At 53.6% G+C, this 25,938-nt stretch carries 16 protein-coding genes; 14 read left to right on the top strand and 2 right to left on the bottom strand.

What is annotated here, in order from left to right:
* Positions 1-171: 171 nt before the first annotated feature.
* The 14 genes from IEY24_RS10430 to IEY24_RS10365 all read left to right on the top strand — a co-directional run bounded on the left by IEY24_RS10430 (position 172) and on the right by IEY24_RS10365 (position 21,794).
* A complete protein-coding gene (locus IEY24_RS10430) occupies positions 172-3,228 on the top strand; it encodes a SusC/RagA family TonB-linked outer membrane protein (RefSeq protein WP_188931390.1) in 3,057 nt (1,018 codons plus the stop codon).
* 17 nt (positions 3,229-3,245) lie between these two features.
* On the top strand, positions 3,246-4,910 hold the full coding sequence (locus IEY24_RS10425; protein ID WP_188931388.1) for a RagB/SusD family nutrient uptake outer membrane protein: 1,665 nt from the start codon (positions 3,246-3,248) through the stop codon (positions 4,908-4,910).
* A gap of 127 nt (positions 4,911-5,037) precedes the next feature.
* A complete protein-coding gene (locus tag IEY24_RS10420; protein WP_188931387.1) occupies positions 5,038-6,486 on the top strand; it encodes a trehalase family glycosidase in 1,449 nt (482 codons plus the stop codon).
* Between the two features lie 165 nt (positions 6,487-6,651).
* Positions 6,652-7,662, top strand: coding sequence for a GntR family transcriptional regulator (locus IEY24_RS10415; RefSeq protein ID WP_188931385.1), 1,011 nt, complete (start codon positions 6,652-6,654; stop codon positions 7,660-7,662).
* Positions 7,663-7,668: 6 nt separating this feature from the next.
* The gene (locus IEY24_RS10410) at positions 7,669-9,252 is read left to right on the top strand and encodes an SLC5 family protein (RefSeq protein ID WP_188931383.1); all 1,584 of its coding nucleotides are present in this window, start codon (positions 7,669-7,671) and stop codon (positions 9,250-9,252) included.
* A gap of 236 nt (positions 9,253-9,488) precedes the next feature.
* Positions 9,489-10,043 (top strand): helix-turn-helix domain-containing protein, encoded by a 555-nt coding sequence (locus tag IEY24_RS10405; protein ID WP_188931381.1) that lies wholly within the window; start codon positions 9,489-9,491, stop codon positions 10,041-10,043.
* A gap of 271 nt (positions 10,044-10,314) precedes the next feature.
* Entirely contained in the window at positions 10,315-13,479 is a 3,165-nt protein-coding gene (locus tag IEY24_RS10400; RefSeq protein WP_188931379.1) for a SusC/RagA family TonB-linked outer membrane protein, read from the top strand.
* 20 nt (positions 13,480-13,499) lie between these two features.
* Positions 13,500-15,047 (top strand): RagB/SusD family nutrient uptake outer membrane protein, encoded by a 1,548-nt coding sequence (locus tag IEY24_RS10395; RefSeq protein ID WP_188931377.1) that lies wholly within the window; start codon positions 13,500-13,502, stop codon positions 15,045-15,047.
* Positions 15,048-15,070: 23 nt separating this feature from the next.
* Positions 15,071-16,768 (top strand): GH39 family glycosyl hydrolase, encoded by a 1,698-nt coding sequence (locus IEY24_RS10390; protein ID WP_188931375.1) that lies wholly within the window; start codon positions 15,071-15,073, stop codon positions 16,766-16,768.
* 48 nt (positions 16,769-16,816) lie between these two features.
* Positions 16,817-17,986, top strand: a complete 1,170-nt coding sequence (locus IEY24_RS10385; protein WP_188931373.1) for an enolase C-terminal domain-like protein — start codon at positions 16,817-16,819, stop codon at positions 17,984-17,986.
* A gap of 5 nt (positions 17,987-17,991) precedes the next feature.
* Positions 17,992-18,783 carry an SDR family NAD(P)-dependent oxidoreductase gene (locus IEY24_RS10380; RefSeq protein ID WP_229221801.1) on the top strand — a complete coding sequence of 264 codons (792 nt, stop codon included), beginning with the start codon at positions 17,992-17,994 and terminating at the stop codon, positions 18,781-18,783.
* Positions 18,784-18,818: 35 nt separating this feature from the next.
* Positions 18,819-19,823 (top strand): AraD1 family protein, encoded by a 1,005-nt coding sequence (araD1, locus tag IEY24_RS10375; protein ID WP_229221799.1) that lies wholly within the window; start codon positions 18,819-18,821, stop codon positions 19,821-19,823.
* 32 nt (positions 19,824-19,855) lie between these two features.
* Positions 19,856-21,154, top strand: coding sequence for an MFS transporter (locus IEY24_RS10370; protein WP_188931369.1), 1,299 nt, complete (start codon positions 19,856-19,858; stop codon positions 21,152-21,154).
* Between the two features lie 88 nt (positions 21,155-21,242).
* Positions 21,243-21,794 carry a hypothetical protein gene (locus IEY24_RS10365; protein WP_188931367.1) on the top strand — a complete coding sequence of 184 codons (552 nt, stop codon included), beginning with the start codon at positions 21,243-21,245 and terminating at the stop codon, positions 21,792-21,794.
* Positions 21,795-21,810: 16 nt separating this feature from the next.
* Here IEY24_RS10365 and IEY24_RS10360 read toward each other — a convergent pair whose 3' ends face one another.
* Both IEY24_RS10360 and IEY24_RS10355 read right to left on the bottom strand, forming a co-directional pair.
* Positions 21,811-23,943, bottom strand: coding sequence for an alpha-glucuronidase family glycosyl hydrolase (locus IEY24_RS10360; RefSeq protein ID WP_229221797.1), 2,133 nt, complete (start codon positions 23,941-23,943; stop codon positions 21,811-21,813).
* 30 nt (positions 23,944-23,973) lie between these two features.
* Complete coding sequence (locus tag IEY24_RS10355; protein WP_188931365.1) at positions 23,974-25,935, bottom strand: sialate O-acetylesterase; 1,962 nt, start codon at positions 25,933-25,935, stop codon at positions 23,974-23,976.
* Positions 25,936-25,938 lie beyond the last annotated feature (3 nt).

The following is a 25,938-nucleotide window of genomic DNA, read 5'->3' as shown; positions in this document are numbered from 1 at the left end:
GGCAGTTGGAGGGTAATTCAAAAAATATTTTTATTTAAAATAGTATAGAATAGTATAGGTTAATAAAAAAATTGTGTTCTTTTGATAAAAAATTAGACGTATGGTTGTGTTCGGCCGCATCCGGAGGCTGGTCGGAACACGACTCGCGTTTCACCTATAACTCTCTTTAACATGGTTTTTTCTACCCGCTTTTCTCCACTGCTTCTGGCCGTGTTGCTGCTGTTGATCGGCGCCCCGGCGGTCAGGTCCCAGGTTCCGGTTTCGGGCCGGGTAACGGACGCATCCGGCCCGCTCGTAGGCGTAAGTGTGATCATCAAGGGTGCCAATGGCGGCACATCGACCAATACCGACGGAAATTTTACGATCAATGTGCCTTCTGCCGATGCGGTCCTCGTCTTTTCCTACATTGGCTACATTCCCCGCGAAATACAGGTGGGCAAACTAAGCAAGCTCGATGTCCTGCTCGAAGCCGACACCAAAGCCCTCGACGAGGTGGTGGTAGTTGGCTATGGGACCAAAACCCGTGCGGACCTTACCGGTTCGGTTTCGACGATCAAAGGCGCCGATCTGGAAAAATCGCCCGCCAGTAACCTCACCAACTCCATTGCCGGCCGCGTACCCGGTCTGATCGCCAACACACGGAGCGGCGAGCCGGGTAACGACAATGCCGAGTTATTCGTCCGCGGGAAAGCTACTCTCGGCAGTACCGGCGCACTGGTGGTGATCGACGGCATTCCCGATCGCTCGGGCGGTTTTGCCCGGCTCAATCCGGCGGATATCGAGTCGTTTACGGTGATCAAGGACGCCACGGCGGCGATTTACGGCGCACGGTCGGCCAATGGCGTGATTCTGATCACCACCAAGCGCGGGCAGGCCGGCAAGCCGGTGCTGTCCATCGGTACCAACTGGTCGCTCACGCAGGCGACGCGCGTACCGCAAATGCTGAATTCCTACGAATACGCATTGGCTACCAACGAATACGACCAGATGATTGGCCAGAAACCTACCTGGCCCGACGCGACATTGCAAAAGTTCCGCGACGGCTCCGACCCGCTCTCGTTCCCGAGTACCAACTGGTGGGATGCGACGATGAAAAAACAGGCATTGCAGCACAACCAGGTCATTTCCCTGCGCGGGGGTACGGACAAGGTTACCTATTTCCTTTCGGGCCAGTACCAGAAGCAGGACGGCATTTATAAGCGGGACGCGGCTTTTTACAAGCAGGCCCAGGCGCGCGCCAACGTGGATATTGCCGTGACGGACAACCTGAAAATCGGGGTAGATGTGTTGTACCGCAACGAATTCCGCAACTCGGCCGTGGGCAATTACAATGCCGGGGCGATATTTCGGGAGCTGTGGCTCGCGTATCCGTACCTCGTTCCCATTTATCCGAACGGTCTCGTGGGACCGGGCATCGGCGGCGGGCCTAACAACAGCATGGTGTACATCACCGGCGGCGAGGCTGGCTATAACCGTGCGACCAACGATTTTTTGCAAACCAAGACCTATTTCAAATGGGACCTGTCCAAATTGGCCAACGGCGTGTTCGTGGACGGGTATTATGCCTATGATGTTACTTTTTCGAAGACGAAAGCATTTACCAAAACACCTCCGCCCGCTTTCCGTTATGACGGCGCGACGGGTAATTATGTGCAAATCAATTCGGCCATTAAACCGAGCTTGTCGGAACTGCGTGGTACGCTGAAACAAAACCTGCTGAACATCCGGCTGGGCTATAACAACCGGTTCGGCGACCATTCTGTCGAAGGTTTCGCGGCATATGAGCGTTTCGAAGGCAATGCCGACGAGATCAGCGCATACAGGTTGAATTTTCTCAGCAACTCGCTCGATCAGCTTTCGGCGGGCAGCCTGATCGGCCAGCAGAACAATGCGACTGCCGCCCAGACGGGCCGCAACAACTTCATCGGCCGTGCTTCCTACGGTTTCAAGAACAAATACCTTTTTGATTACAACATGCGCTACGACGGCTCGCAAAACTTTCCGGAAGGTAAGCGCTACGGCTTTTTTCCGGCAGTTTCGGCAGCATGGCGCATTTCACAGGAGGATTTTTTTAATTCCAAAAGCATTACCGAGCTGAAACTGCGCGGATCGTGGGGGAAGACTGGTAACGATGCTGTTTCGGCATTTAACTACATCCAGACCTACCTCCTTGGAACAGGCTTCGGATATTCGCTCGGGCCGAATGCCTCGCAGGTAAGCTCGCTGGTACCCGGCCCAACCCCCAACAAGGACATTACCTGGGAAGTGGCCACTACCACCGACGTGGCGCTCGACGCACAGTTCCTCAAAGGCAAACTGGGTCTGACCGTCGACTATTTCCGTTCCATGCGCTCGGGCATCCTCATCACGCGCAGCGAGTCCGTACCCGCGTACACGGGCCTGACATTGCCCAACCAGAACCTCGGAAAAGTATTGAACCGGGGCATAGAGCTCGAAGCCTATTACAACGGCACCATCGGGACGAGCTTCGGATACAATATCAGAGGCAACCTAACTTTCGTCCGCAACAAGGTGATTTTCATGGACGAGGCGGCCAGCGTGCCTTCCTATCAACGCAAAACAGATATTCCTATCGATTCGTGGCTCGTGTACGAATCCGACGGCATTTACCAGAACCAGGCCGAGATCGACGGCAGTCCACACCCGGCCAACACGGCTCCCGGCGACATCCGCTACAAGGACATCAATGGCGACGGGACCATCAGTGGTCTGGATCAGGTGAGGAAATCGTCGGTCCGGACGCCCGAACTCATCTATGGTACTTCACTGGGCTTTTCATGGCGTAACCTGGACCTCTCGCTGTTTGTTCAGGGCCAGGCCAGGGCGCAGTCGTACCTGGCACCTGCCGGGCTGAATATGGCGAGGGAGTTTTTCGACGGGCGCTGGCAAAAAGAGGGTGATAATCAGTTTCCGCGCAATTTCAATGGCCCTACCGGCGCATCGAGAGGGGTGAATACGCTGACGTCGGATTTCTGGCTTCGCAATGCGGCATTTGTTCGGCTGAAAAACGTAGAGCTGGGCTTCACGGTGCCTTCCGGCTTGCTGAAAAAGGCCAAAATGCATAGCGCGCGGATCTACATCAATGGCAGTAACCTGTTCTCGATCGATCAATTCGGGCCATCTTTTGATCCTGAGATCCCTAACAACTCGGGCTACTACTATCCACAGCAGCGCGTCGTGAACCTGGGCGCCAACATCAGCTTCTAATCCTTACTCTTTATCCGATGAAACCACAAATCAATCATAAAACGCTGTTCGCAGGCATTGCCCTTGCGACTGGCATGTTGTTGGTCAGCTCCTGCAAAGATGTGCTCGACCTGAAACCGCTGAATGCCTATTCCGAATCCGACGTATGGACAGATCCGAACCTGGTCCAGGTATATGTAAACGGGATTTATGATCAGACAGTAATGGCATACAAAGACGGCGGCTTCGGCTGGGGCGCGCAGACCGACGAATTGTACGGTAACTTCAACTGGACCAACGAAAACAGTTACGTGCAGGGCGAAGCCACGGCCGATAACCAAACTGCTTCTTCGCTCAACCGCTGGGGAGATCTGTATGCTTCTGTCCGGAAATGTAATGTATTTCTGAGTAACGCCGGCAGGCTGGACACCGTCGCCAATGGGCAGGTAGTGCGCACCATGCGGGGTGAAGTTCATTTTTTGAGAGCATTGGCTTACTTTGAACTGTTGAAACGATTTGGCGGCGTGCCGCTGATCACCAAAGTTTACGACGTCAACGACAAGGATTTCAACGAAAAGCGCGCGACCTGGACCGAGACGCAGAACTTCATCCTGGCCGACATCGAGCAGGCGACGAAGTTGCTTCCTGCCGCTTATGCGAACGACCTCGACAAAGGCCGGGCCACGATAGGGGCGGCGCTTGCCCTCAAATCCCGTTTGCTGCTGTACGCGGCCAGCCCTTATTTCAATACATCAGGAGACAAAAAGCTGTGGCAGCTGGCCAAGGAAGCCGCCAAAGCGGTGATCGATTTTAAAGGAGCTTCGTATGCGCTGTACGGCAATGCCGGTAATGGAACCTACAATAAGACCTATCTGGATTTTTTCAACCCGGAAGTGATTTTTGCCAGGGTTTACAGCGGTCTGGCCCGTGCCGACCGGTACAATACCGTAAGCCGCGACCTCAGCCCGAATGGTTATGAAGGGTATAGCGCCTATAATGTAGTGCAGCAAATGGTGGACGCATTTGAAATGTCCGACGGGACGCCTTTCAGCTGGACTAACCCGGTGCATGCCAAAAGTCCCTATGCCAACCGTGATCCAAGGTTTTATGCGACGATCCTGGCTAATAATCAGCTATTCAAAGGCCGCACGACGCAGTTTTTTGAAGGCGGGGACGATTCGCCGCAAAGCCCGTATTCGCCATGGAACGCTTCCAAGACCCGCTATGTGATCCGCAAAATGGTGGATGAGTCCGTCGACTGGCAAAAGCAGGACTATGCGGCATCGCAATGGGTCGGTTTCAGGCTGTCGGAAATTTACCTGAACTATATGGAAGCCTGTGCCGCGCTAGGCGAGGATGGCGAGGCGCTCACTTATCTGAACAAATTGCGTGCTCAAAAGGCAGGTATGCCGGCCGTGATTGCTTCCGGGCAGGCATTGATGGACAAAATCCGGCAGGAGCGCCGCATCGAACTTTGCTTTGAAGGCCACCGGTATTTCGATATCCGGCGGTGGGGTATTGCCGAGACGGGCTCAAAGGATGCATTGGGCGTGATCATCACCAAACAGGCCGACGGTACATTTACTTATCAATCGTCTACGGTCCAGAAACGTACCTGGATTCCCGCGCTGTATTTTTACCCGATACCGCGGACAGAGTTACAGCGCAACCCGGCTTTGACGCAGAATCCGAATTATAATTGATAGTGGTTGTATGAAAGGGAGCGAATTTGCATCATCGCTGTCAGCCTGAGCGAAGGTTTCGGTGATGCAACTTTGCTTTAAGAGGATATTTTTAAAGAGATTGTATTTTAATTCAAAAACAAGAATAATGATCAGATTCATCGCAGCTGCTTCCATATGGTTTGCATTTCAGCAGGGCTTCCAGCAGGATTGTATGGCGCAAAGCGAAAGGTTGAGGTTCCGATCGACGGACGCTGCATTGCAAACCGCATTCGACCGGGCCACGGAAATGGCCCTGAGCCACCGCGGAAACCCGGCAGACCCGGTGGGCGACTGGTACGAAGCCGCATTGCCCTCGCGCTTCGCATTCTGCATGCGCGACGTCGCACATCAGAGCATGGCGGCCGAAATGCTTGGTCTCGGCAAGGCCAACAGCAATATGTTTTCTCAATTTGCCAAAAACATCTCCGACAGCAAGGATTGGTGCTCGTATTGGGAAATCAATAAGGAAGGAAAGCCCGCGCCGGCAGATTACCGGAACGACGAAGAATTCTGGTACAACCTCAATGCGAATTTCGATGTGCTGAACGCTGCCTGGAAGCTCTATTTGTGGACAGGCGACAAGCGGTACGTCAATGGCCTCGAGTTTGCCAATTTTTACCGGAAATCTGTCCGCGAATATGTGGAGCGCTGGGTATTGCAGCCGGATTCGCTGCTGTCGAGACCGCTTCATCCGAATGCGCTTGCGGGTTATGATGATAAAGATTCCTTTCACCGTTGCCGCGGTCTAGCGTCCTATTCCGAAGGCGTGCACGACCTGAAAATGGGTGTCGACCTGATTGCGGCGCTGTCGCGCGGTATGCAAACCTACGCGGATATGCTTCGCTTGGAAGGTAAAAACACAGAGGCCGCCGCATTTGACAAAAAGGCGGAACAGTACCGGCAGCATATCGAAAACAAATGGTGGAGCGAAAAAGAGGACAAATACTTTACCTATTATTCATCCAAAGGTGCATTTGGCTATACCGAAGGTGAAACTTTCCTGCTCTGGTTCGATGTGCTGAAAGACACCACCCGCACCCGCAAGACGATTGATCAGATCCTCGCGCGCGACTGGAACATCGAAAATCAGTCGTACTTCCCCTATGTGCTGGGACAATACGGCTATCCCGACCAGATCCGCAGCCAGGTACTGCACCTGACCGACCCGGCCACAAAGCGCCGCGAATACCCCGAGGTGTCCTATGGAGCTGTACAGGGTGTTGTGCAGGGCATTATGGGTATCGACGCCGATGCACGCGTGAACCGGGTCACTACATTGTTCAACGGACGGGCGGAGGACACGCATACCATTGAGAATCTGCCTGTTTTGCAGCGGAACATATCTGTTACCGAAAGCGTAAAAACCACTTCGTTGCGTAATGCCGGTTCCAGTGCAGTGCAATGGCGGGTGATGTTTGCTGGAAAACATCCGTTTATCATGGTGAACGGGGCCAGAAGGAAAGCAAGCCAGACGGTCGTGAAAGGGTCGCGGACAGCATCGTTCCTGGAAGTGACGGTGCCGGCGGGCCGCGAGGTTACAGCCAGGATTGAGTAATTTTTGGGGTTGTATTAAATGTGAGTATGCTGTCACGCCGATTATCCTGTCACGCTGAGCGAACCGGGCCTCCTAGCGGGCCCGTACGCCCGGCGTGACAACGAGGTGATACAACCTCTTTATTGAAAAAATAAGTTTTTAGCTTTACGCAGTAAATACCGCCGAATGGAGAGCATATTTGATAAAATAAGGGAATTACGGGAAGTGACATCCTATTCCAAGCATGATCAGATCGTTACAGGGATCATCAATGCCATCGACCAGAAAATCGTTTCACCCAATGATTTGCTGCCGTCGGTCAACCAGATGATCCAGGAACTGAGCTTCTCCCGCGAGACCATACGCAAGGGGTACGGAGAGCTGGTAGACAGGGGAGTGGTCGAATCCAAAAACAGGATCGGGTACTACGTTACCAATGCGCAGACGAGCCAGTTCATGAAAGTGGCCCTGATCATGTACAATCTCGATACATTCGAAGAACTTTTTTACCGGAATTTCCGGAAGGAGCTAGGGAGCAAAGTGCATCTGGATGTATTCTTCCATCATGGCAGCGTCGACGTACTCGAAAGCACCTTGTTTCAAATTAAGGGGAAATACGGCATGTACGTGGTGGCGCCTATCCCACACCGCAAAACGAAGGAGATCCTGGAAACCATTCCCCGTAATAACCTGCTCACTTTCGACCGCTTCGAGCCGCTGGACGGAGACGTAAGCTACATTGCCCAGGAATTCGAACGGTCGACCTACGCGGTACTCGAAACACTTGCGGACAAGATCCGGGAGTTCGACGAGATCATTTTCTATCATTCCCCCAAATCCCTCGACCCGAAAGAGATCGTTTCTTCTTTCAAGCGGTTCCTGCACGACTATTCCATCCGAGGGCAGATCGTGAGCGAGTTCGTACCGGGCTCGGTCGAAAAAGGGAAGGCCTATTTCACGCTCGACAACTACACCATGTGGTCGATACTGAAAGAATGCAAGGGCAAAAACCTTACAATGGGTGTGGACGTGGGGCTGCTGTCGGTCAACGACGAACCTGCCAAGGAGTTTGTAGACATTACCACTTACTCCACCGACTTCGCGCTGATGGGCAAGCTCGCGGGTCAGGCGATCATGCAAAAACAGAAGATCCAGGTGATCCTGCCCAATGTGCTGATCCGGAGAAAAACATTGTGACGGCCCATGCGCGAAAAAGTGGCACTCAGCGGCATCGACGCCGGCATTATCGTGCTCTACCTGGCCATTTTGGTCGGGGTAGGGCTTTATTTTTCGCGGAAGCGCAAGATCGAAACAGCCAACGACCTCTTCCTCGGCGGCCGGTCGTTGAAATGGTATAATGTAGGTTTTTCGATTTTCAGCAGTAATGTGAGCCCGGTCATGCTGGTCGGTTACGGCGGCATGGCCTACACGACCGGCATGGTTGCCGCCAACTTCGATTGGCTCGCATGGTGGTTTCTGCTGCTTCTGGCGATGGTGTTTGTGCCCCATTATTTTGCCACGAAAGTCAGTACCATGCCCGAATTCCTCCTGCGGCGCTACGGGCAGCGGTCATTTACCTTCCTTACCTACTATTCCATGATTTCGACGCTCATCGTATCGGTGAGCTTCGTGCTGCTCACGGGCGGGCTCGTGATCGCGCAAATGCTCGACGTGCCGTTTTGGGTAGCGGCGGTCGGCGCTACCGTGCTGGCAACCAGTTTTACCGCCACGGGCGGTCTCGGAGCTATTGCCAGGACCGGCGTGCTGCAATCGGTGGTCGTGACCGTCGCGGCTGTGATCGTGGGCGTCATCGCCATTGACCGCATAGGCGGAGTGGGCGAGGTAATCAGCCGGTCGCCGAAAGAATTCTGGACGATATTCCGCCCGTCGGACGACCCGGTGTATCCCTGGCACGCTGTACTGCTCGGTTATCCTGTGGTAGGGATCTGGTACTGGTGTACCGATCAGACGATCGTCCAGCAAACCCTCGCCGCCAAAAACATCCAGCACGGGCAATATGGCACCATGCTTATGGCAGCCCTTAAAGCCCTCGTACCCTTCATTTTCCTGCTTCCAGGCATTTACTGCTACATCCTGTTCCCCAACCTCACCAATCCCGACCACGCATATCTGGTTATGACGGCCAACCTGCTGCCCGCCGGGCTGGTAGGCATTACCCTCGCGGCGCTTATTGCGGCGCTTATTTATGACGTCGCCGTAGGCATCAATGCATTCAGCATGGTATTTTCCTTGAATGTTTATTCCAAATTCATCGATCCGAATGCCTCGCAGCGAAAGCTCAGGACTGTCGGGCGGCTGGTGATCATCGGATCGTCGTTCATTGCTATGCTGATGTCGATTTTGCTGTCGACCGTCGACAAAGGGTTGTTCGACCTCTCCCAAGCCGTAGGAACCTACCTCGCCCCGCCGCTTACCACCGTATTTTTAATGGGTGTGATTTGGAAAAAAGCCACCAGCCGCTCCGCTAACCTCGCGTTGTACCTAGGCTCGCCCCTCTGCCTCGGCGTGGGCATTATGCAGCTGTCCGAATTTCCCCACAAAGCATTCTGGCCGCATTTCATGCTGCTCACATTTCTGCTGACTGCCTTTTTGATGGTTTTTATGACCGTCGTTTCCCTGCTATTGCCTGAAAAAGAAACCGTTTCGTCATTACCGACCCTGGCCGAAACATACGCCTCCCAGCCGCATTACGACCGCAGCAAAGTTTGGCTGGGCTGGGCGTGCATTGGCGTGGTGATGGGATGTTTGTATTTTTTGTTCGGGTAAAACAAACTTCAAAGCTACCTGCTTCGGATGTCACTGTCTCAATTTGAAAATCCCCCTGACTAGCCTATTTTAGCCCTAAAAGGTTGGAAGAAAAACAGCGGTTGTTCAAGAATTGCACAAAAGCATAAAATATTTAGAGTTTTCCTTGCTTCGTCGTATTTTCCATCTATATTTGCATTCAACCTTGTTGAATGATATGAAACAAAGCGCCAAATAAGTAAACAGGGTTGAAAATTATGTTGATAGCCGAAGGGAATACGCTTAATATCGGAGACCGGATCAGGATATTGAGAACGAGCCAGAAAAGAACTTTGCAGGAGGTAGCCGATGGAAGCGATTTGTCCAAAAGCATGATCTCCAAAATCGAGAACAACAAGACCGTCCCATCGGTGGCTGCATTAGTGAAAATCGCGCAGGTGCTGGGGACCAACATTTCCAGTTTGCTGGAAACCGAGGAGTGGCTCAACGCTATTTTCACAGCAAGGCTTACGGCGGAGCAGAACCTGACGAAAACGGAAAAGGGATATTTCATTTACCCGTTCGGTACCGAGTACCATCAGAAGAAAATGCAGCCAATGCTTTTCGTAGCCAAAAAAGGCGAAGTGAAGCAGCACGAGCTTTCCCACGAGGGTGAGGAATTCATTTATGTGATCGAAGGCGAAATGAAAATGACGCTGGGTGATACCGAATACCTTTTGAAGGCGGGCGACAGCATGTATTTCAATTGCCTTCAAAAACACGGAATTATGCCGGTTTCCGATGAAGTAAAGTACCTTGATATTTTCGTATAGTCGTTATCGTTTACGCTTGATTGCCTGATACGCACACCGCATTGACGCGCTTTCAGTGAAAGCGCGAGAGAATCTAATTGCCTGTTTTTTAGTCCGCTGACCCCGTCAGCAACGTTGCCTGCCCTATGCCATAGGGTTATCAGGAATGTATTGTTTTTCAAAAACTTAGTCCGAACAGTGTTTAAAAACTGGCGGAGCATGCTTTGTCCCGACTTTCCGGTAGTCGCTGGGCCTGGTATGATACTGCCTGCACCTTAGCTTTAACAAAATCATGAGAAATGCTATACGATACCCCCGAGGGGGTAACTGGCTGCGCTTTCCCCTGTGGGTCGCAGTCACCCTCCTGATCAGTACAGTGGCTGTCGGTAAGAACAGGTACCGGCCTGAATTACATCACACAAGGCCCGTCGACAAGGCGGTAAAAGGTAGAATTACCGACGAAAAAGACCAGCCGCTCGTAGGCGTCAACATCGTTGTGAAAGGGACTTCCATTGGGACCACTTCCGACGGGAATGGTAAATATGAGTTGAATAATGTTGTTGAAAATCAATCGCTTGTGTTTTCCTTTATTGGGTATGTGCAGCAGGAAATCGCCGTGCGTAACCAGACGACGATCGACGTGCAACTCTCGCCCAATGCGGAGCAGCTCAGCGAGGTGGTAGTAGTAGGTTATGGTACGGTTCAGAAGAAGGACCTCACCGGCGCCATCGCTACGATTGCAGGCAAGGACATCGAACAAGGCTCGATCAACACGCCCGACAAGGCATTGCAGGGCAAAATCGCCGGTGTGCAAGTAAATACCAACTCACACGCACCCGGCGGCGGCATTTCGGTGCAGGTACGGGGCACGGCTTCGCTTTCCGCGAGCGGTTCTCCGCTGTACGTGATCGACGGCGTGCCGATCAGCAACGGTTTCCAGACGGGCGCCAGCAGCGATGCCGGCTCGTTTGGCGGGAATGCAAATCCGATGAATTCCATCGATCCGTCGGATATCGAATCCATTCAAATCCTGAAAGACGCTTCGGCATCTGCCATTTACGGCTCGCGTGCGGCGAATGGCGTGGTATTGATTACCACCAGAAGAGGCAAAGCAGGCCAGCAGCGGGTCGATTTCGAATATGCTTTCGGCTTGCAGACAATCCGTAAGAAGCTCGATTTCATGAACGCGACCCAATGGGCCATACAGGCGAACGAGCGAGCGAGCCTGCTCGGGCAATCGCAGGTGTACACGCCTGCCCAGGTGGCCGGTTTTGGCAAGGGTACCGACTGGCAGAGCGAAATTTACAACTCCGCGCCAAGACAGAACTTCAAGCTGTCGTTCTCCGGCGGCGGCCCCAGCGTGCGTTACATGCTCGCCGAAAACGTCACTTTGCAGGACGGGATCATTCCGGGCTCGAATTTCAAGCGATACGGGACGTCCATTAACATCGATGCGGATATCAGCAAACAGCTGCGCATAGGGCAGAGCCTGCTCTTTACAATGACCAACGAAAACGTGGTGCCGACCGATACCAAGGGCTACGAGGGTATTTCCAATGTCGTGGACGCCGTGTACGAAGCCCCGCCGACCATTCCGGCCCGCGACGAGCTCGGCCAGGCCACTAACCTTCGGAATTTCCCAATGGGCGGCGGCCTAGAAAACCCGCTGACGATGACGGAAAAATACCGGCAGCTAAGCAATACCATGCGCATTCTCGGCAACATTTACGCCGATTACAACATTATCCCGGGGCTAGATCTGAATGTCCGCTTCGGCGCCGACATTCGCGACTGGAAATTCCACCAATACTTTCCGATCGGCTCCGAGGCCGCGGCTGGGGCGAACGGAAAAGCCCGGCAAATCGGTGTGCGCAACCTCAATTTTACCAATGCGAATACACTGACCTATTCCAAGACTTTCGCAGGCATTCATAACCTGAAAGTCCTGGCCGGGTTTACCTACCAGAAAGAAACTAATGAAACCGTCGACGCCTCGTCGTTTGGTTTTCCGAGTGATATTTTTGAGTACTACAATCTCGGCCTCGGCAGTAGCCCGCAGGCGCCGGGCAGCAATATGAATGAATGGACACTCATTTCGTACCTGGGCCGCTTGAACTACTCATTGAAGGACAAATACCTGTTCACTGCCTCAGTACGGGCCGATGGTTCTTCTAAATTTGGGGTCAACAACAAATATGGCGTGTTCCCGGCCGTGGCATTTGGCTGGCAGCTGGGCGAGGAGAAGTTCATCCGCGACCTGGATGTGTTCGATCAGTTGAAATTCCGGGCGAGCTATGGCAAAACAGGTAATGAGGCCATTGGCGTTTACCGGTCGCTTTCGCTGCTGGGTACTTCGTTCGGGACGCGCAGCTCCTACATTTTCGGCGGTGCCCGCGTGCCTATCGCATTCCCTTCCAACATCGCCAATCCCGATCTGAGCTGGGAAAAGACAGGCGAGTTTAACGTGGGACTGGACGCCGCGGTGCTGAATGGCCGCCTCAGTTTTACAGTGGATTATTATCACAAAAAAACCACCGACCTGCTCCTCGACGTGCCGACCCCATCGCAAACCGGCTACGGAAGTGTGCTGAAAAACACGGGGGCAATGCTGAACAAAGGTTGGGAATTCGGTATCAATACCGTGAATACCAACGGCAAGCTCAATTGGACGACGAACTTCAACATTTCATTTAATAAAAACGAAATCCTGTCGCTGGGCGGTGCCGAGTACCTGTATTCCGGCTGGGTAGGCGGTGCCAACGTGAACCCGCACGCCAAAAACACGGTACGGCTTCAACCGGGCCATACCGTAGGCGAGTTTTACGGTTCGGTGTATGAAGGCATCTGGCGTTCGAAAGAAGAAATCAAGGAGGTGGGCACCATGCCGGCCGCCAAGCCGGGCGATATCCGGTATAAGGATGTGAATGGCGACGGCACTTACGATACCGAAAAGGACGATGTTTTCCTGGGTAGCCCGCTTCCCAAGTTCAGCTACGGCCTTACCAACGACCTGGCGTTCGGTCCGTTGAGCCTGCACGTGTTCGTGTACGGCATGCAGGGCAACAAGGTGCTGAACCTGGCGACGCAGCAATACGTGCTGGATGGGATCGGCGTATCGGCTAAGCGCCTCGACCGCTGGGCACCTGAAAATCCCAACGGCAATATCCCCGCCGCGAGCGCCTCGCACCCGCAGCGCGTGAGTTCTTTTCTGGTGGAGGACGGCTCGTTCCTGCGTGTGCAGAATGTGTCGCTGAGCTACAAGATCCCTGGTTTTGTGAGTTTTGTCAAGAATGCGAGGATCGGCATCGGCGTCGATAACCTGGCACTGATCACGAAGTATTCGGGGTATGATCCGGAAGTGAACGCTTTCGGCGGCAGCAATACCACCAAAGGAATGGACCGGTTCGGGTACCCGTCGTCGCGGACCTACCGGGTGGAAATCAAGCTAGGGTTTTAATGCAAAAACATTGAATTGACATGATCCGATTTAAACAAAAACCAACATACCGCGCCGTTGCCCTTGCCGCATTGGCGCTGCTGGGCGGAAGCGGTTGCGAAAATTCCCTGCAAGAGAAAGTATACAGCCAGGTGGCGACCGATGATTTTTACAAAACCCTCGACCAGGCGCAGCTGGGACTGAACGGGGTTTATAACTATCTCTGGAATGATAACTACCGCGACGGACAATGGGTTACCCTCGGCGACGTCACCGCATTTACGCTCATCGGCGGCGGCTCTGCCAATGGTTCGGGCGACCGCTCGGGCATTCAGAACGAATGGAATACCTATTCGTGGACACCCGATGCCGTGGAACTCGTGACAGCCTGGGACTATTTTTACCAGGTGATCAACCGGGCCAACACGCTGATCGATAAGATGGAAGTGGCTGAATTTCAAGGGAAAGACAAGGTGCTGGGCGAAGCGAAGTTCCTGCGTGCATTCTTTTACTTCAACCTCGTGAGAATGTTCGGCGGCGTGCCGCTGCACGTGAAAGCGACCACCGATCTGAGCGAAGTGGATAAGCCGAGAAGTTCCGAAGAGGAGGTGTATGCACAAATCGTGAGCGATCTCAATGCGTCCGTAACGTTGCTCAGCCCGCTCAACAAGGCCGATATCACCGCCGGCAGGGCTACGACCATTTCGGCTACTGCATTGCTTTCCAAGGTTTATTTGCAGCAACGCAAATGGAAAGAAGCGGCCACCGAGGCCAAAAAAGTACTGGATGCGGGCGTTTTTAGCCTTTTTGAGGATTATGAAAACATCAATAATCCTGATTTTCAGAACGGTAAGGAGCATATTTTCTCCATTCAGCACGGGGGGAATGGCAACAATACCTCGCAGATGTACCAGACGCGGATGATTTACCTGTTCGGCCCGCCCGCGCAGACGGTCAACGGTGTGAATGTACAGTTCCATGTGCTTAAAGACCTGGTCATTTTTCAGGCGCGGAAATCATTTTTTGCTGAAAGCCCTGACACTTACCGCAAGTGGCAGTCGGTGCGCCAGAAAATGCCCTATTATTACAAAAATGGCACAAAGGAGCTCGTCCGCGACACGGTTACGATGTACGCGCCATTTTTGACCAAGTTTCATCGGATAGATTTTGCCACCGGCTACCTTAAAGAAGGCGTAAACTATCCACTGATCCGCTACGCCGACATGCTGCTCACCTACGCCGAAGCGACCAATGAAACCGATGGGCCGACGCCCCAGGCATTCGAGGCGCTCAACCAGGTACGGCGACGGGCAAGGGCAGTGGGTACGGCTTCCGAACAACCCGCGACGGTTTATCCCGATTTGAAAGGGTTATCGAAAGAGGAATTCCGGAATGCGGTGCTCAAAGAGCGCGCGCAGGAGTTTGTGGGCGAGGGGCATTACCGTTGGGACCTGATCCGGCACAACCGCCTGATCGCTACTGCACAGGCGAATGGCGTTACCGCCGCAGCCGAGAAGCATAATCTTTTCCCGATACCCACCCAGCAGATCAGCCGGAACAGCCAGATTAAACAGAATCCCGGATATTAATTTTTACGCTTAACCAGAGTCTCATGTTTTTCAAAAAAACCAAACTTGCCCTGTTCCACGCAGCCACCCTGGGCGCGGCATTGTCCACTCCTGTTTTCAGCCAGCAGCAACCCGTCACTATCGACGTCAACCTGGCGAAGGTAAAAGCCCCTATGCAGCCGATCTGGGCGTTTTTTGGCTACGATGAGCCCAATTACACCTACATGAAGGACGGGAAAAAGCTGCTCACGGAAATCTCCCAGTTCAGCAAAGTTCCCGTGTACGTGCGAGCGCACAGCCTGCTCGTGACGGGCGACGGCGAGGCGGCGCTCAAATGGGGCTCCACCAATGCCTACACCGAAGATGCGCAGGGCAAACCGGTGTACGACTGGAAGATCGTCGACAAAATTTTCGATACCTATATCGAAAGAGGCATGAAACCCATTGCCCAGATCGGTTTTATGCCGCAGGCACTGTCCTCCAAACCGGAGCCCTACCGTCACCACTGGAAGCCGGGCGATAATTACAACGACATTTACCTCGGCTGGGCCTATCCTCCCAATGACTACAACAAATGGGCGGAGCTCGTGTTTCAATGGGTGAAGCACTCGGTAGCCCGCTATGGCAAGAAGGAGGTGGAAAGCTGGTACTGGGAGCTTTGGAATGAACCGAACATCAGCTATTGGAAGGGGACTGTCGATGAATACATTAAACTATACGACTACACGGCCGACGCGGTGAAGCGCGCATTGCCTACCGCTAAAATAGGCGGGCCCGAAGTGACGGGACCGTCGTGGGATAAGTCGCAGGTTTTTATGACAAAATTCCTCGACCACGTGACCGCCGGCAAAAACTACGTGACCGGCAAAACGGGCACGCCGATCGATTTCATTACCTACCATGCGAAAGGTGCACCGAAAATTGTAGACGGGCACGTGCAGATGAACATGGGCACGCAGCTGCGCGATTTGGACAAGGGTTTCGAGATCGTGGCTTCTTACCCGGCACTGAAAAAGCTGCCGATCATCATCGGCGAATCGGATCCGGAGGGCTGCGCGGCCTGCTCGGAGGATGTGAGCCCGCAGAATGCCTATCGCAATGGTACCATGTATTCGAGCTACACGGCGGCGTCGTTTGCACGTAAATACGAGCTGGCCGAGGCGCGTGGAGTGAATTTGCTGGGCGCGGTGAGCTGGTCGTTCGAATTTGAGGATCAGGCCTGGTTCCGCGGCTTCCGCGATTTGGCTACCAATGGCGTCGACAAGCCGGTACTAAACGTTTTCCGGATGTTTGGCATGATGGAAGGCAACCGCGTGGAAGTGAAGCAGGACCTGGCCTACGATTTCAAAAGGGTTAGGGACGAAAGCGTTCGCAAAGAGGCGGACATCAATGGTATTGCTTCCAAAAGCGCCAATTCGGCGGCGGTAATGGTGTGGAATTATCACGACGATAATGTGCCCGTGCCCGATGCGACTGTGAAAGTGTCTGTGAAAGGCTTGCCGCAGCAGAAAATGATGCTCTACCACTACCGCATCGACAAGGAAAACAGCAACTCCTACGAAGTGTGGAAAGCGATGGGCTCGCCGAAGCAACCGACGGCGGAGCAGATCAGGCAACTCGAAAAGGCCGGTCAACTCGAATTGCTGACTTCGCCGCAGTGGATCGAACCGAAAGATGGCAGTACGACCGTGGAAATGCAGCTCCCGCGCCAGGGTGTTTCATTCCTGCATTTCAAGTGGTAAGTGAGATCATTCCGATAGTAAAATGATTTAGTTTTAACATGCATTTCAATGAAAATCAAGAGAGTAACAGCGAAATTATATAAATGGACAGGCCCGGTGCTGACGACCAATACCGTGTTTGCGACGCCGCTCAGTCCCATTCATTCCCAAACCGATTCGCAGGCCGCCTTCCGGTTTTTCAGCTGGCTGGTGGTGGAAGTAGAGACCGACGAGGGGCATATTGGCTACGGTAACGCAGGGCTGAGCCCGGATGTGACCAAGGCTGTGATCGACAGCAAACTGACGCCGATCCTGCTGGGCGAAAATCCTTTAAATACCGAATATCTTTTCGAGAAAATGTACCGCTCGACGGTCGCATTCGGCCGGAAAGGCACCGTAATCGCGGCCATCAGCGCCATCGACATTGCCCTTTGGGATATCAAAGGCAAAGTAATGAACCAGCCCGTGTTCATGCTCATGGGCGGGCGCACGACGCCGGATATCGAAACCTATTACAGCCGCCTCTACACCCGCGACCTCGACAGCCTCCAGGCCGAGGCCGTACATTACAAGGAGCAGGGCTTTTCGGGCATGAAACTACGCTGCGGCTACCCGCTCACCGAAGGCGTGGCGGGAATGCGGAAGAACGTGGAGATGGTGAAAGTGGTGCGCGAAGCTGTGGGCGACGACATCAATGTGATGCTGGAAGGTTATATGGGCTTCAACCTGGCCTATGCGAAGCAATTCCTGAAAGCGCTGGAACCGTACAACCTTCGCTGGGCCGAAGAGCTGCTTTTGCCCGACGAGATCCACAATTTTGCCAAACTCCGCAACTATACCGACATTCCGCTTTCGGGTGGGGAGCACGAATACACCCGCTACGGCTTCCACGACCTGCTGCAAACCGGTGCGCTGGACATTTTTCAGTTCGATACCAACCGGGTGGGAGGATTTACAGAGGCGCAGAAGATCTGTAATATGGCCCTCGCACATGGCATTGAAGTAATCCCACACGGGGGGCAAATGCATAATCTGCATGTGGTATTGAGCTCCTTCGCGAGCCCGATGGCCGAGTATTTCCCGCAAACGGAGATCGAAGTAGGCAACGAAATGTTCTGGTACATTTTCGACGGCGAGGCGATCGCCGAAAACGGAAGGGTACAGCTCAGCGATACATTGCCGGGTGTTGGTCTCACACTCAAAACAGAAGGTCTCGAACATTTCATTATTTCCGAATAAGCACCATGGAAACGCTAAGCATGCAACAAAGCATTCTCGACCAGTTTAAACTGCACGGGCAAACCGCGCTCGTTGTGGGCGGTAACCGCGGGCTGGGGCTGGCCATGGCCAAAGCCCTCGCCGAAGCCGGTGCCAATATCGTGATCGCGGCGCGAGACGAGGCGGTGAACAGGGAGTCGGAGCAGCTGCTCAAAGAAACGTACGACATCAACTGCATCAGCGTGGGCTGCGATGTTACTTCCGAGCAGCATATCAAAGCGGCCGTCAGAACGGCGGTTGATACTTTTGGAAAAATCGATATTCTGGTAAATTCTGCCGGTATCAATATCCGCGGGCCTATCGAGGCACTTTCGCTGGATGATTTCAATAAAGTACAGAGTGTGAATGTGACCGGCACCTGGCTCGCCTGCCGGGAAGTTGTGCCGGTCATGAAGGAAAACGGTTACGGCCGGATCATCAACATCGGCTCCATGCTCGCGCTCACGGCCATTCCCGAGCGCACGCCTTACGCGACGAGCAAAGGCGCCATTTTGCAGCTCACCCGATCGCTGGCCATGGAAGTAGCGCTCGACGGCATTACCGTGAACGCCATTCTGCCCGGCCCGTTCGCCACCGACCTCAACCTGCCTCTCATTAACGACCCCGAAAAATATAAAGCATTCATTTCCAAGATCCCAATGGGCCGCTGGGGCGAATTACACGAGATTGGCGGCATTGCATTGTACCTGGCCAGCAAGGCTTCGAGCTATTCCACCGGCGGCTGCTTTTCGATCGACGGCGGGTGGGTGACGCAGTAGTACGTATGATTTTTTAAATGATATTAATGCAAAACATGACAAGAATCGTACAGATCTCACACCCGCAGCACGGGCGCGCCCTGGCCAGGGTGGAAGAACCTTCGTTGGTGCTTTTAAATGGCGCCAAATCGGTTTACGAAGCCGCAATGGAGGCCATCGATACTAAAAAGACGCTCGTGGAGTTGCTGCTGGCCGCGCGCTCGGAAACGAAACTGCATTACGACGACGTGTATGCGGGAACCAGTGAATGGAAGCTGCTCCCGGCATTCGATTGCCCGGGCGACCCGTTCCGCTGCCTGGTAGCCGGAACCGGCCTTACACACAAAAACAGCGCCCTCAACCGCCAGGCGATGCACGCCGCGACCGAGGGTACCAAGCCCACCGACAGCATCATCATGTACGAATGGGGCGTGGAAAACGGCTTTCCGGAGCCCGGTGAGATCGGCGTTCAGCCGGAGTGGTTTTACAAAGGCAACGGCTCAGTACTGAGGGCACACGGCGAAACGCTCGAAGTACCGGACTTCGGCGACGATGGGGGCGAAGAGCCGGAAATTGCCGGCATTTACATCGTCGACCGGGAAGGTACGCCGCACCGGATCGGCTTCGCGACCGGGAACGAGTTTTCCGATCACGTGATGGAGAAAAAGAACTACCTCTACCTCGCACCCTCCAAGCTGAGGCAATGTGCAATCGGCCCGGAGCTGGTAGTAGGAGGTGATTTTGGGTATATTAAAGGTCATGTACAGGTGTCGGCCAACGAGCAGGTAAAATGGAGCGCCGATATCCAAACCGGCGAGCAAAATATGGCCCACAGTCTTGAAAACCTCGAATACCACCATTTCAAATACCCTGGCCACAGGCTTCCTTTACAGGCCCACGTGCATTTCTTCGGTGCCGACGCGTTCAGTTTCGGAAGCAAGCTGCTGCTCGAAAGCAACGACCTCATGACCGTGCATTGGGAAGGGCAGGGGAGGCCGCTTCAAAACAGACTGTCGGTTTCGTCCGATACACCGCGACTTAGCCCGCTATTCCAGCTCTGACGTTCCGTTTACATTCTAAAACCTGCATTTGAATGGTAGAAAATCAAATACCCGTGTCCCCGGCGATCAAAATGTCGGGGATGCGATGGGTCATGGTCGGAATGGCCTTCCTGGCGACGGTCCTGAACTACGTACACAGGCTGTCGTTCAACTACCTGAGCGCGGAGGGGGAGCTGCGCAAACTCATCCCGGACGATGCATTCGGCTACATCGGTACCGCATTTTTCGCGGCCTACATGATCTCGAATGCATTCTCCGGCTTTGTAATCGACCGCCTCGGTACCAGGGTAGGGTATTCCCTTTGCATGGCATTCTGGACAACGGCCGGGCTCGTCCACGCGTTTGCTTCAACACCCTTTCAGTTTGGCGTTTGCAGGTTTATGCTCGGGATCGGCGAGGCGGGAAACTGGCCCGCCGCCATCCGGCTTACCACCGAATGGTTCCCGCCGCACGAAAGGTCCACGGCCTCGGGGATCTTCAACAGCGGCTCTGCATTGGGTGCAGTGATTGTCCCGCCATTGGTGGCATTACTGGGCGTAAACTACGGCTGGCAGGCGACATTCGTTATTCTGGCGGTCTGCGGGTATTTGTGGCTGGTAGCGTTTTGGTTTATTTATTACACTCCCAAAGAAAATAAAGAGGAAAAGAAGGAGGCCTTTCGAGTACCGGTAAAGGCGCTCCTGAAAACGCGGTTCGTGCGGATGTTTACCTTATCCAAAACCTTCATGGACCCTGTCTGGTACTTCGTAACGTTCTGGATCGGCCGCTACCTGGTGGATGTGCATCACCTCGAAATGAAGCAAATCGGCTGGCTGGCCATGATTCCCTTCGTCATCGCCGACGTCGGTAACATTGCGGGCGGCTATTTCACTCAATACATTATCAAAAGAGGCATGCCTATCCCGCGCGCAAGGAAAGTGGCGGTCACCATCGCGAGTCTCATTATGATATTGCCGCTGCTTGCCGGGCCATTCGTGATCTCGACGCCTATTTCGGCACTGATTGTCTTCGGACTGGCGGGTTTCGGCTACACGGCCTACACGGCCAACACGCTTACATTTCCGGCTGATGTGGTGCCAAAGAACTCGGCTGCCTCAGTATGGGGCATGGCTTGCGTCGGTACCGGACTTGGCGGCGCCGTTTTTCAGTCCGTATCGGGGATTATCCTTAAAAACAATGCTGCGGAAATGGGCTACCATTACGCTTACAACATCCTTTTCCTGGGTTTCGGGCTGGTGGCGCTCGTCGGGCTGCTGATCATGCTCTTCCTCATGGGCCCGCTCGTGCCCGACAAGAGCCTGTTAAGGTACGGTGAAGGTGTTCGTCCCTGAATGCAAGTTGGAAGTAGTAGTTAACGCCAGTATGATTTGACCATCGAATACTTTTGTCACCAATATTGACATTTAAATAAACATCAGTATGAGGCTGGCAATCATTATTGTATCGATAGCATTCATCGGCCGTGCGCCCGTCTTTGCACAGGCGGTCGATAACGCCGAAATTCTCAGGATGTATAATGAAGACCAGTCGGCCAGAAAAGCCCAGAACATCAACTGGACCCAACTGAACAAGGATGACGCACAGAGGCGTACCCGCGTGAATGAGCTTCTCGATTCGAACAAGGTGCGAACAGGAAAGGACTATTATCACAGTGCAATGATCTTTCAACACGGCATAGATACCCTTGCTTCCAGTAAGGCCATAACGTTAATGAAAAAGGCTATCGAACTGGATAGCAATACCAATAAATGGCTGCTCGCCGCGGCTATCGACAGGCACCTGATGCGGAAAGGCCAGCCGCAGATTTACGGGACCCAATATGTAAAAATGGGTCCCAACGCAAAATTTGAACGGTACCGCATCGACTCGACCAAAGTCAGCGACGAGGAGCGTAAAGCCCACAATGTCGAAACCCTGGCCGAGCAGCGGATAAAAGAGCGGCAAATGAACGAGTCCCGTCCGGGAAACTGAACGTTCCTGATCAACATCACCTCATCAAATACACATTAACACGCTTCTTAACTTCTTCCAATGTCTTTTCCGGTTTAGGATAAATGGCGGGAATGGGCTTTTTAGAGAATGTCTGCAAATACAACACCCACGCATCCCGCCACCAGATCGCCTCATTATATTGCTTCGCGAGCCTGCCGGTAACGTCGGAGTGGATCGCCGGGTCAATGGAGGACGCAACGCCGGCCCATTGTTTTTGCATCCACAATACTGAGTCGGCGCCAGTGTAGAACCGGTGGCAAAGTTCATCCCAGAGGTTTCGGCCGGAGCTGAGTTTTTGCGACCAGGGAATGTGATGGAACCAAAGCAAATAGGGAAGCGGGCAAGTTTCCGCATTGAGCCAGGTGCGGCTTACTTCGGGCCGGTATTGCAGTAATGCATTGCTGCCGGTGGCGGTGCGGTCGAATCCCAATCCCAACGAGTCGGCGCGGTGGTAGTAAATGGCCGTCCAGTCGGGGCGCGAGCTGCGGTTTTGCCACGGTTCGGGCGCGTAATGGCTGCCCGTCCACGGGCGCGAGAGACCGAGCGGCGTATTGTAATCCACATAAATATCCCTCGACCGCAGCATGATGTCGCTGATCGCCGAGACGTGCTTTGGCTCGGTGGTTAATGTGAGTTGTGTCCATTCGCGCGCGATGGCTTCCGGGCTCAGGGTGTGATCCCAGGCCAGCCGCCCGAATGCGTACCAGTTGGCCTGGGCCATGGGATTGCCGGTCCAGTTACGGTCGGAACCGGTATTGGCCACGCCAGCCATGCAGGTTAATCGGTAATTGTGCAGCGAACCGTCCACAATCGTGGCGACGGTGGAGCCTTTGCCTTTAACATAAGTATCGGCGTCGAGGCACTCCTTGAAAATCGGGGCCTCGTAAACCCAATGCGTCGCGAAGCCAAGGTATTCCTGGGTGAGCTGGAACTCCATGCCCAACGGCGTGCGGGGCATATTGCCGAACAGCGGTGAAAATGGCTCGCGCGGCTGGAAATCGATCGGGCCGTTTTTGACCTGGACAATGACATTTTTCGCAAACTTTCCGTCGAGCGTGGCGAATTCGTCGTAGGCTGCTTTGAAACGATCTGCATTTGGATCGGCCTTGTAAACGAAAGCCCGCCAGATCACCACGCCATTGAATGGTGCCAGCGCTTCGGCCAGCATATTGGCGCCATCGGCATGGGTGCGGCCGTAATCCTGCGGGCCAGGTTCGCCTTCGGAATTGGCTTTTACCAAAAACCCTCCGAAATCGGGGATAATGCTGTAAATTTCCTTCGTCTTTTCAATCCACCATTTCCGCACTTCCGGATCGAGCGGGTCGGAAGTCTTCAACCCGCCGAGCGTTTTTGGGGCGGCAAAATGAATAGACAGATAGGTTTTAATCCCAAACTTCCTGAAAACGCCGGCCAATGCAGCCACTTTGTGCACGTATTCAGCCGTCAAAAACCGGGCACTCGCATTCACATTGTTCACCACGGTACCATTAATCCCGATCGACGCATTGGCTCTCGCATAATCAGTGTAACGCGGATCGACGGTCTCGGGCAGCTCGTACCATTTCCATAACGACGACCCCGCGTACCCGCGCTCGATGGGTCCTTCGGGGTTATCCCAATGGTTCAGCATCCGCAACTGGATCTTCGGACTGCTCTGAACTACCACTTTTTCGACGGGTAAATGCTGCTGCAAATGCCGGAGCAGGGCAAAACTGCCATAAAGTACGCCAGCGTCTTTCGAAGCGGTAATCACGGTATTTCCTGACTGCATTTGAATCGAATACCCGTCACCGGATGCTCCGTTGGCCGAAATGGTCAGGATAATGCCGCCTTGGTTAATGACCGGTGTCTTCACGATCGGAATTGGCTTGCCGAGCATGGCGGTAAGGCCGGTTTGAAGTTCTTTGACAGCATTGTTCAGAATGTCGCTGTTGCCGGATAAGGCTATGAAATTGAATGACTTGCTATAAGTAGCGCTTATAGTGGTATTTTGAATGCGGTCATATTTGAGCCAGAGCCGGTAGCCGTCGTCAGCCGAGGCATTGTTTGAGATAGCTACAAAAAGGAGCAGCAGCAGGGCCAGGTTTTGAATCTTACTGTGAAAAAGGGTTTTTGTAAGTACCATCATAAATAAGGTTGGTTCCGGTGGAAGCGTGATTTAATGTGTTGAATGGCTTTGAATAGCCTCTGCCCCCTGGCCGTCCGTCCGAAAAGGGGAGGCTGGCAGCCCGGCTGAATTATAAAAATTGACGCCTTCCGGGTTATCCTGCCAGGCATAGCGAACGTATTTAGGCGATGTAACCTGCCCGCTGCGCAATGCGACCCGGTCTTTTCCGAGTATTTCAGCCTCCGCCCAATAGAATTTCCGGTCGTCACCTGCGACGGCAAACCAGCGTAATGTTTCACTGTCGGACGAAAAAATGCCATCGCCCACATGGTCGAATGTTAATATAATCTTTTCGTTTTCAGTGCTGTACGATTTCAGCACCGGGCCGTAGTAAATCACGTCTTTCTCTCCGTATGCGAGGTTTCGGGCGGCGAGCGCCAGCCGTTTACCAATATCTTTTTTATTAAGCGGGTGAATATCGTTCCATTCGCCCAGGTCGATCGTGACGGCCACGGCGGTATTGGGCAGCGTGAGGGCCTTATTCTGCGCCTCCCGCAGCAACGCAATGTTGCTTTCCGCCGGGGTGTAATCGATGTCCTGGAAATTGGGCAGCTGCGCAACCAGGAAAGGCAGATGGTCGTCGTGCCAATGCGCCCGCCAGTCCTTGATCAGCGCTGGGAGCAATGCGTTGTAAGGCTCCGGGTTTCCGGTGTTGGACTCGCCCTGGTACCATAAAAATCCCTTGATTTTCAGTGGTAAAACCGGCGCAATCATCGCATTGTACAACGCCGTCGGCTGGTTCTGGTGCACGAGGCGCGGGGTAGCGGTATTTCGACCGGGTGGAAATACCTCGCCGACTTTGTACTGCCAGGTGCCCTTCAAATCGATCGTGTCGCTCCCGGTGGTCATGAAATAGGGCTTATCGGGCACAAATCCGCCCTTATCCGACGAATTGGTAACCCTTACGACAAAGGTATTCCGCCCCGCTTTGAGCAAACCGCTCGGGATTTCGTACCGCCGGGGCGGGTATTGGTAGGTGATATTGCCGATTTTCTTGCCATTGACATACATTTCATCCGCATCCACAATGCGCCCCATGTACAGTTTGACAGGCTTCCCTACCCAGTTTTGGGGCACTTCAATTGTTTTTCGGAACCACACCACGCCGTCCAGCGCCTTCAATCCCTGATCTTCCCAATAACCCGGAATATTGAAATTTCTCCAACCTTTGGGCTGGTATGCATCGCTTTCCCAGTGCTCCGCCCGCCCCGCGTCCGCCACTGTGCGCTCTTGCGGGACCGCGGTCACGATGCGGGCAAATGCATTGACATAGCTCGTATCCTTGTTCTGTGCGATGGTTTGCCGGATATTTTCAAAATCCTTAAAACCACCCTCGCCGATCCACGCCTCAATGGGCGTTCCTCCCACGGAGCTATTAATAATACCGATCGGCACCTTGTGTTTTTCGTAAATTTCCCGAGCAAAAAAGTAGGCGACGGCCCCGAATGTCAGCACGTTTTCCGGACTGGCGGTTTTCCATTCGCCTTTTGGGAAGTCTTCCGCGGGCCCGCCCAGGCTCGTGAGCGTGGGGACGAAGAAATTACGGATTTCGGGGTAGCTGGCCGACGTAATGTCTGCCGGAAACCGCTCCTTCACACGCTCCATGTTGATCACCATATTGCTTTGCCCGCTGCAAAGCCACACGTCGCCGAATGCAATGTCGGTAATGCGGATTTCACTCCTGCCCTTCAAAACCATCGAATAACCGGTACCCGCGGAATGTGCGGGAAGCGCTATTTCCCACTTTCCGGCTGCGGTGGCCGTCGTTTTAAAGGTTTTGCGATCAAATTGAAGCGTAATCTTTTCTTTCGGCGAGGCCCAGCCCCATATTTTCAGCGGCTGGTCACGCTGCAAAACCATATGGTCTGAAATCAGTTTCGGCAAGCGTATCTGCGCGTGCAGCGGTATGGCCGCGCAGAAGAGGAACAAGGTCAGGAGTTTTGAAATCTTCATCCG

The sequence above is a fragment of the Dyadobacter endophyticus genome (assembly GCF_014641595.1).
In the GTDB taxonomy this organism is placed as follows: Bacteria; Bacteroidota; Bacteroidia; order Cytophagales; family Spirosomataceae; genus Dyadobacter; species Dyadobacter endophyticus.
The sequence above is the reverse complement of the archived record's forward strand: the minus strand, read 5'-3'. Positions and strand labels throughout refer to the sequence as shown.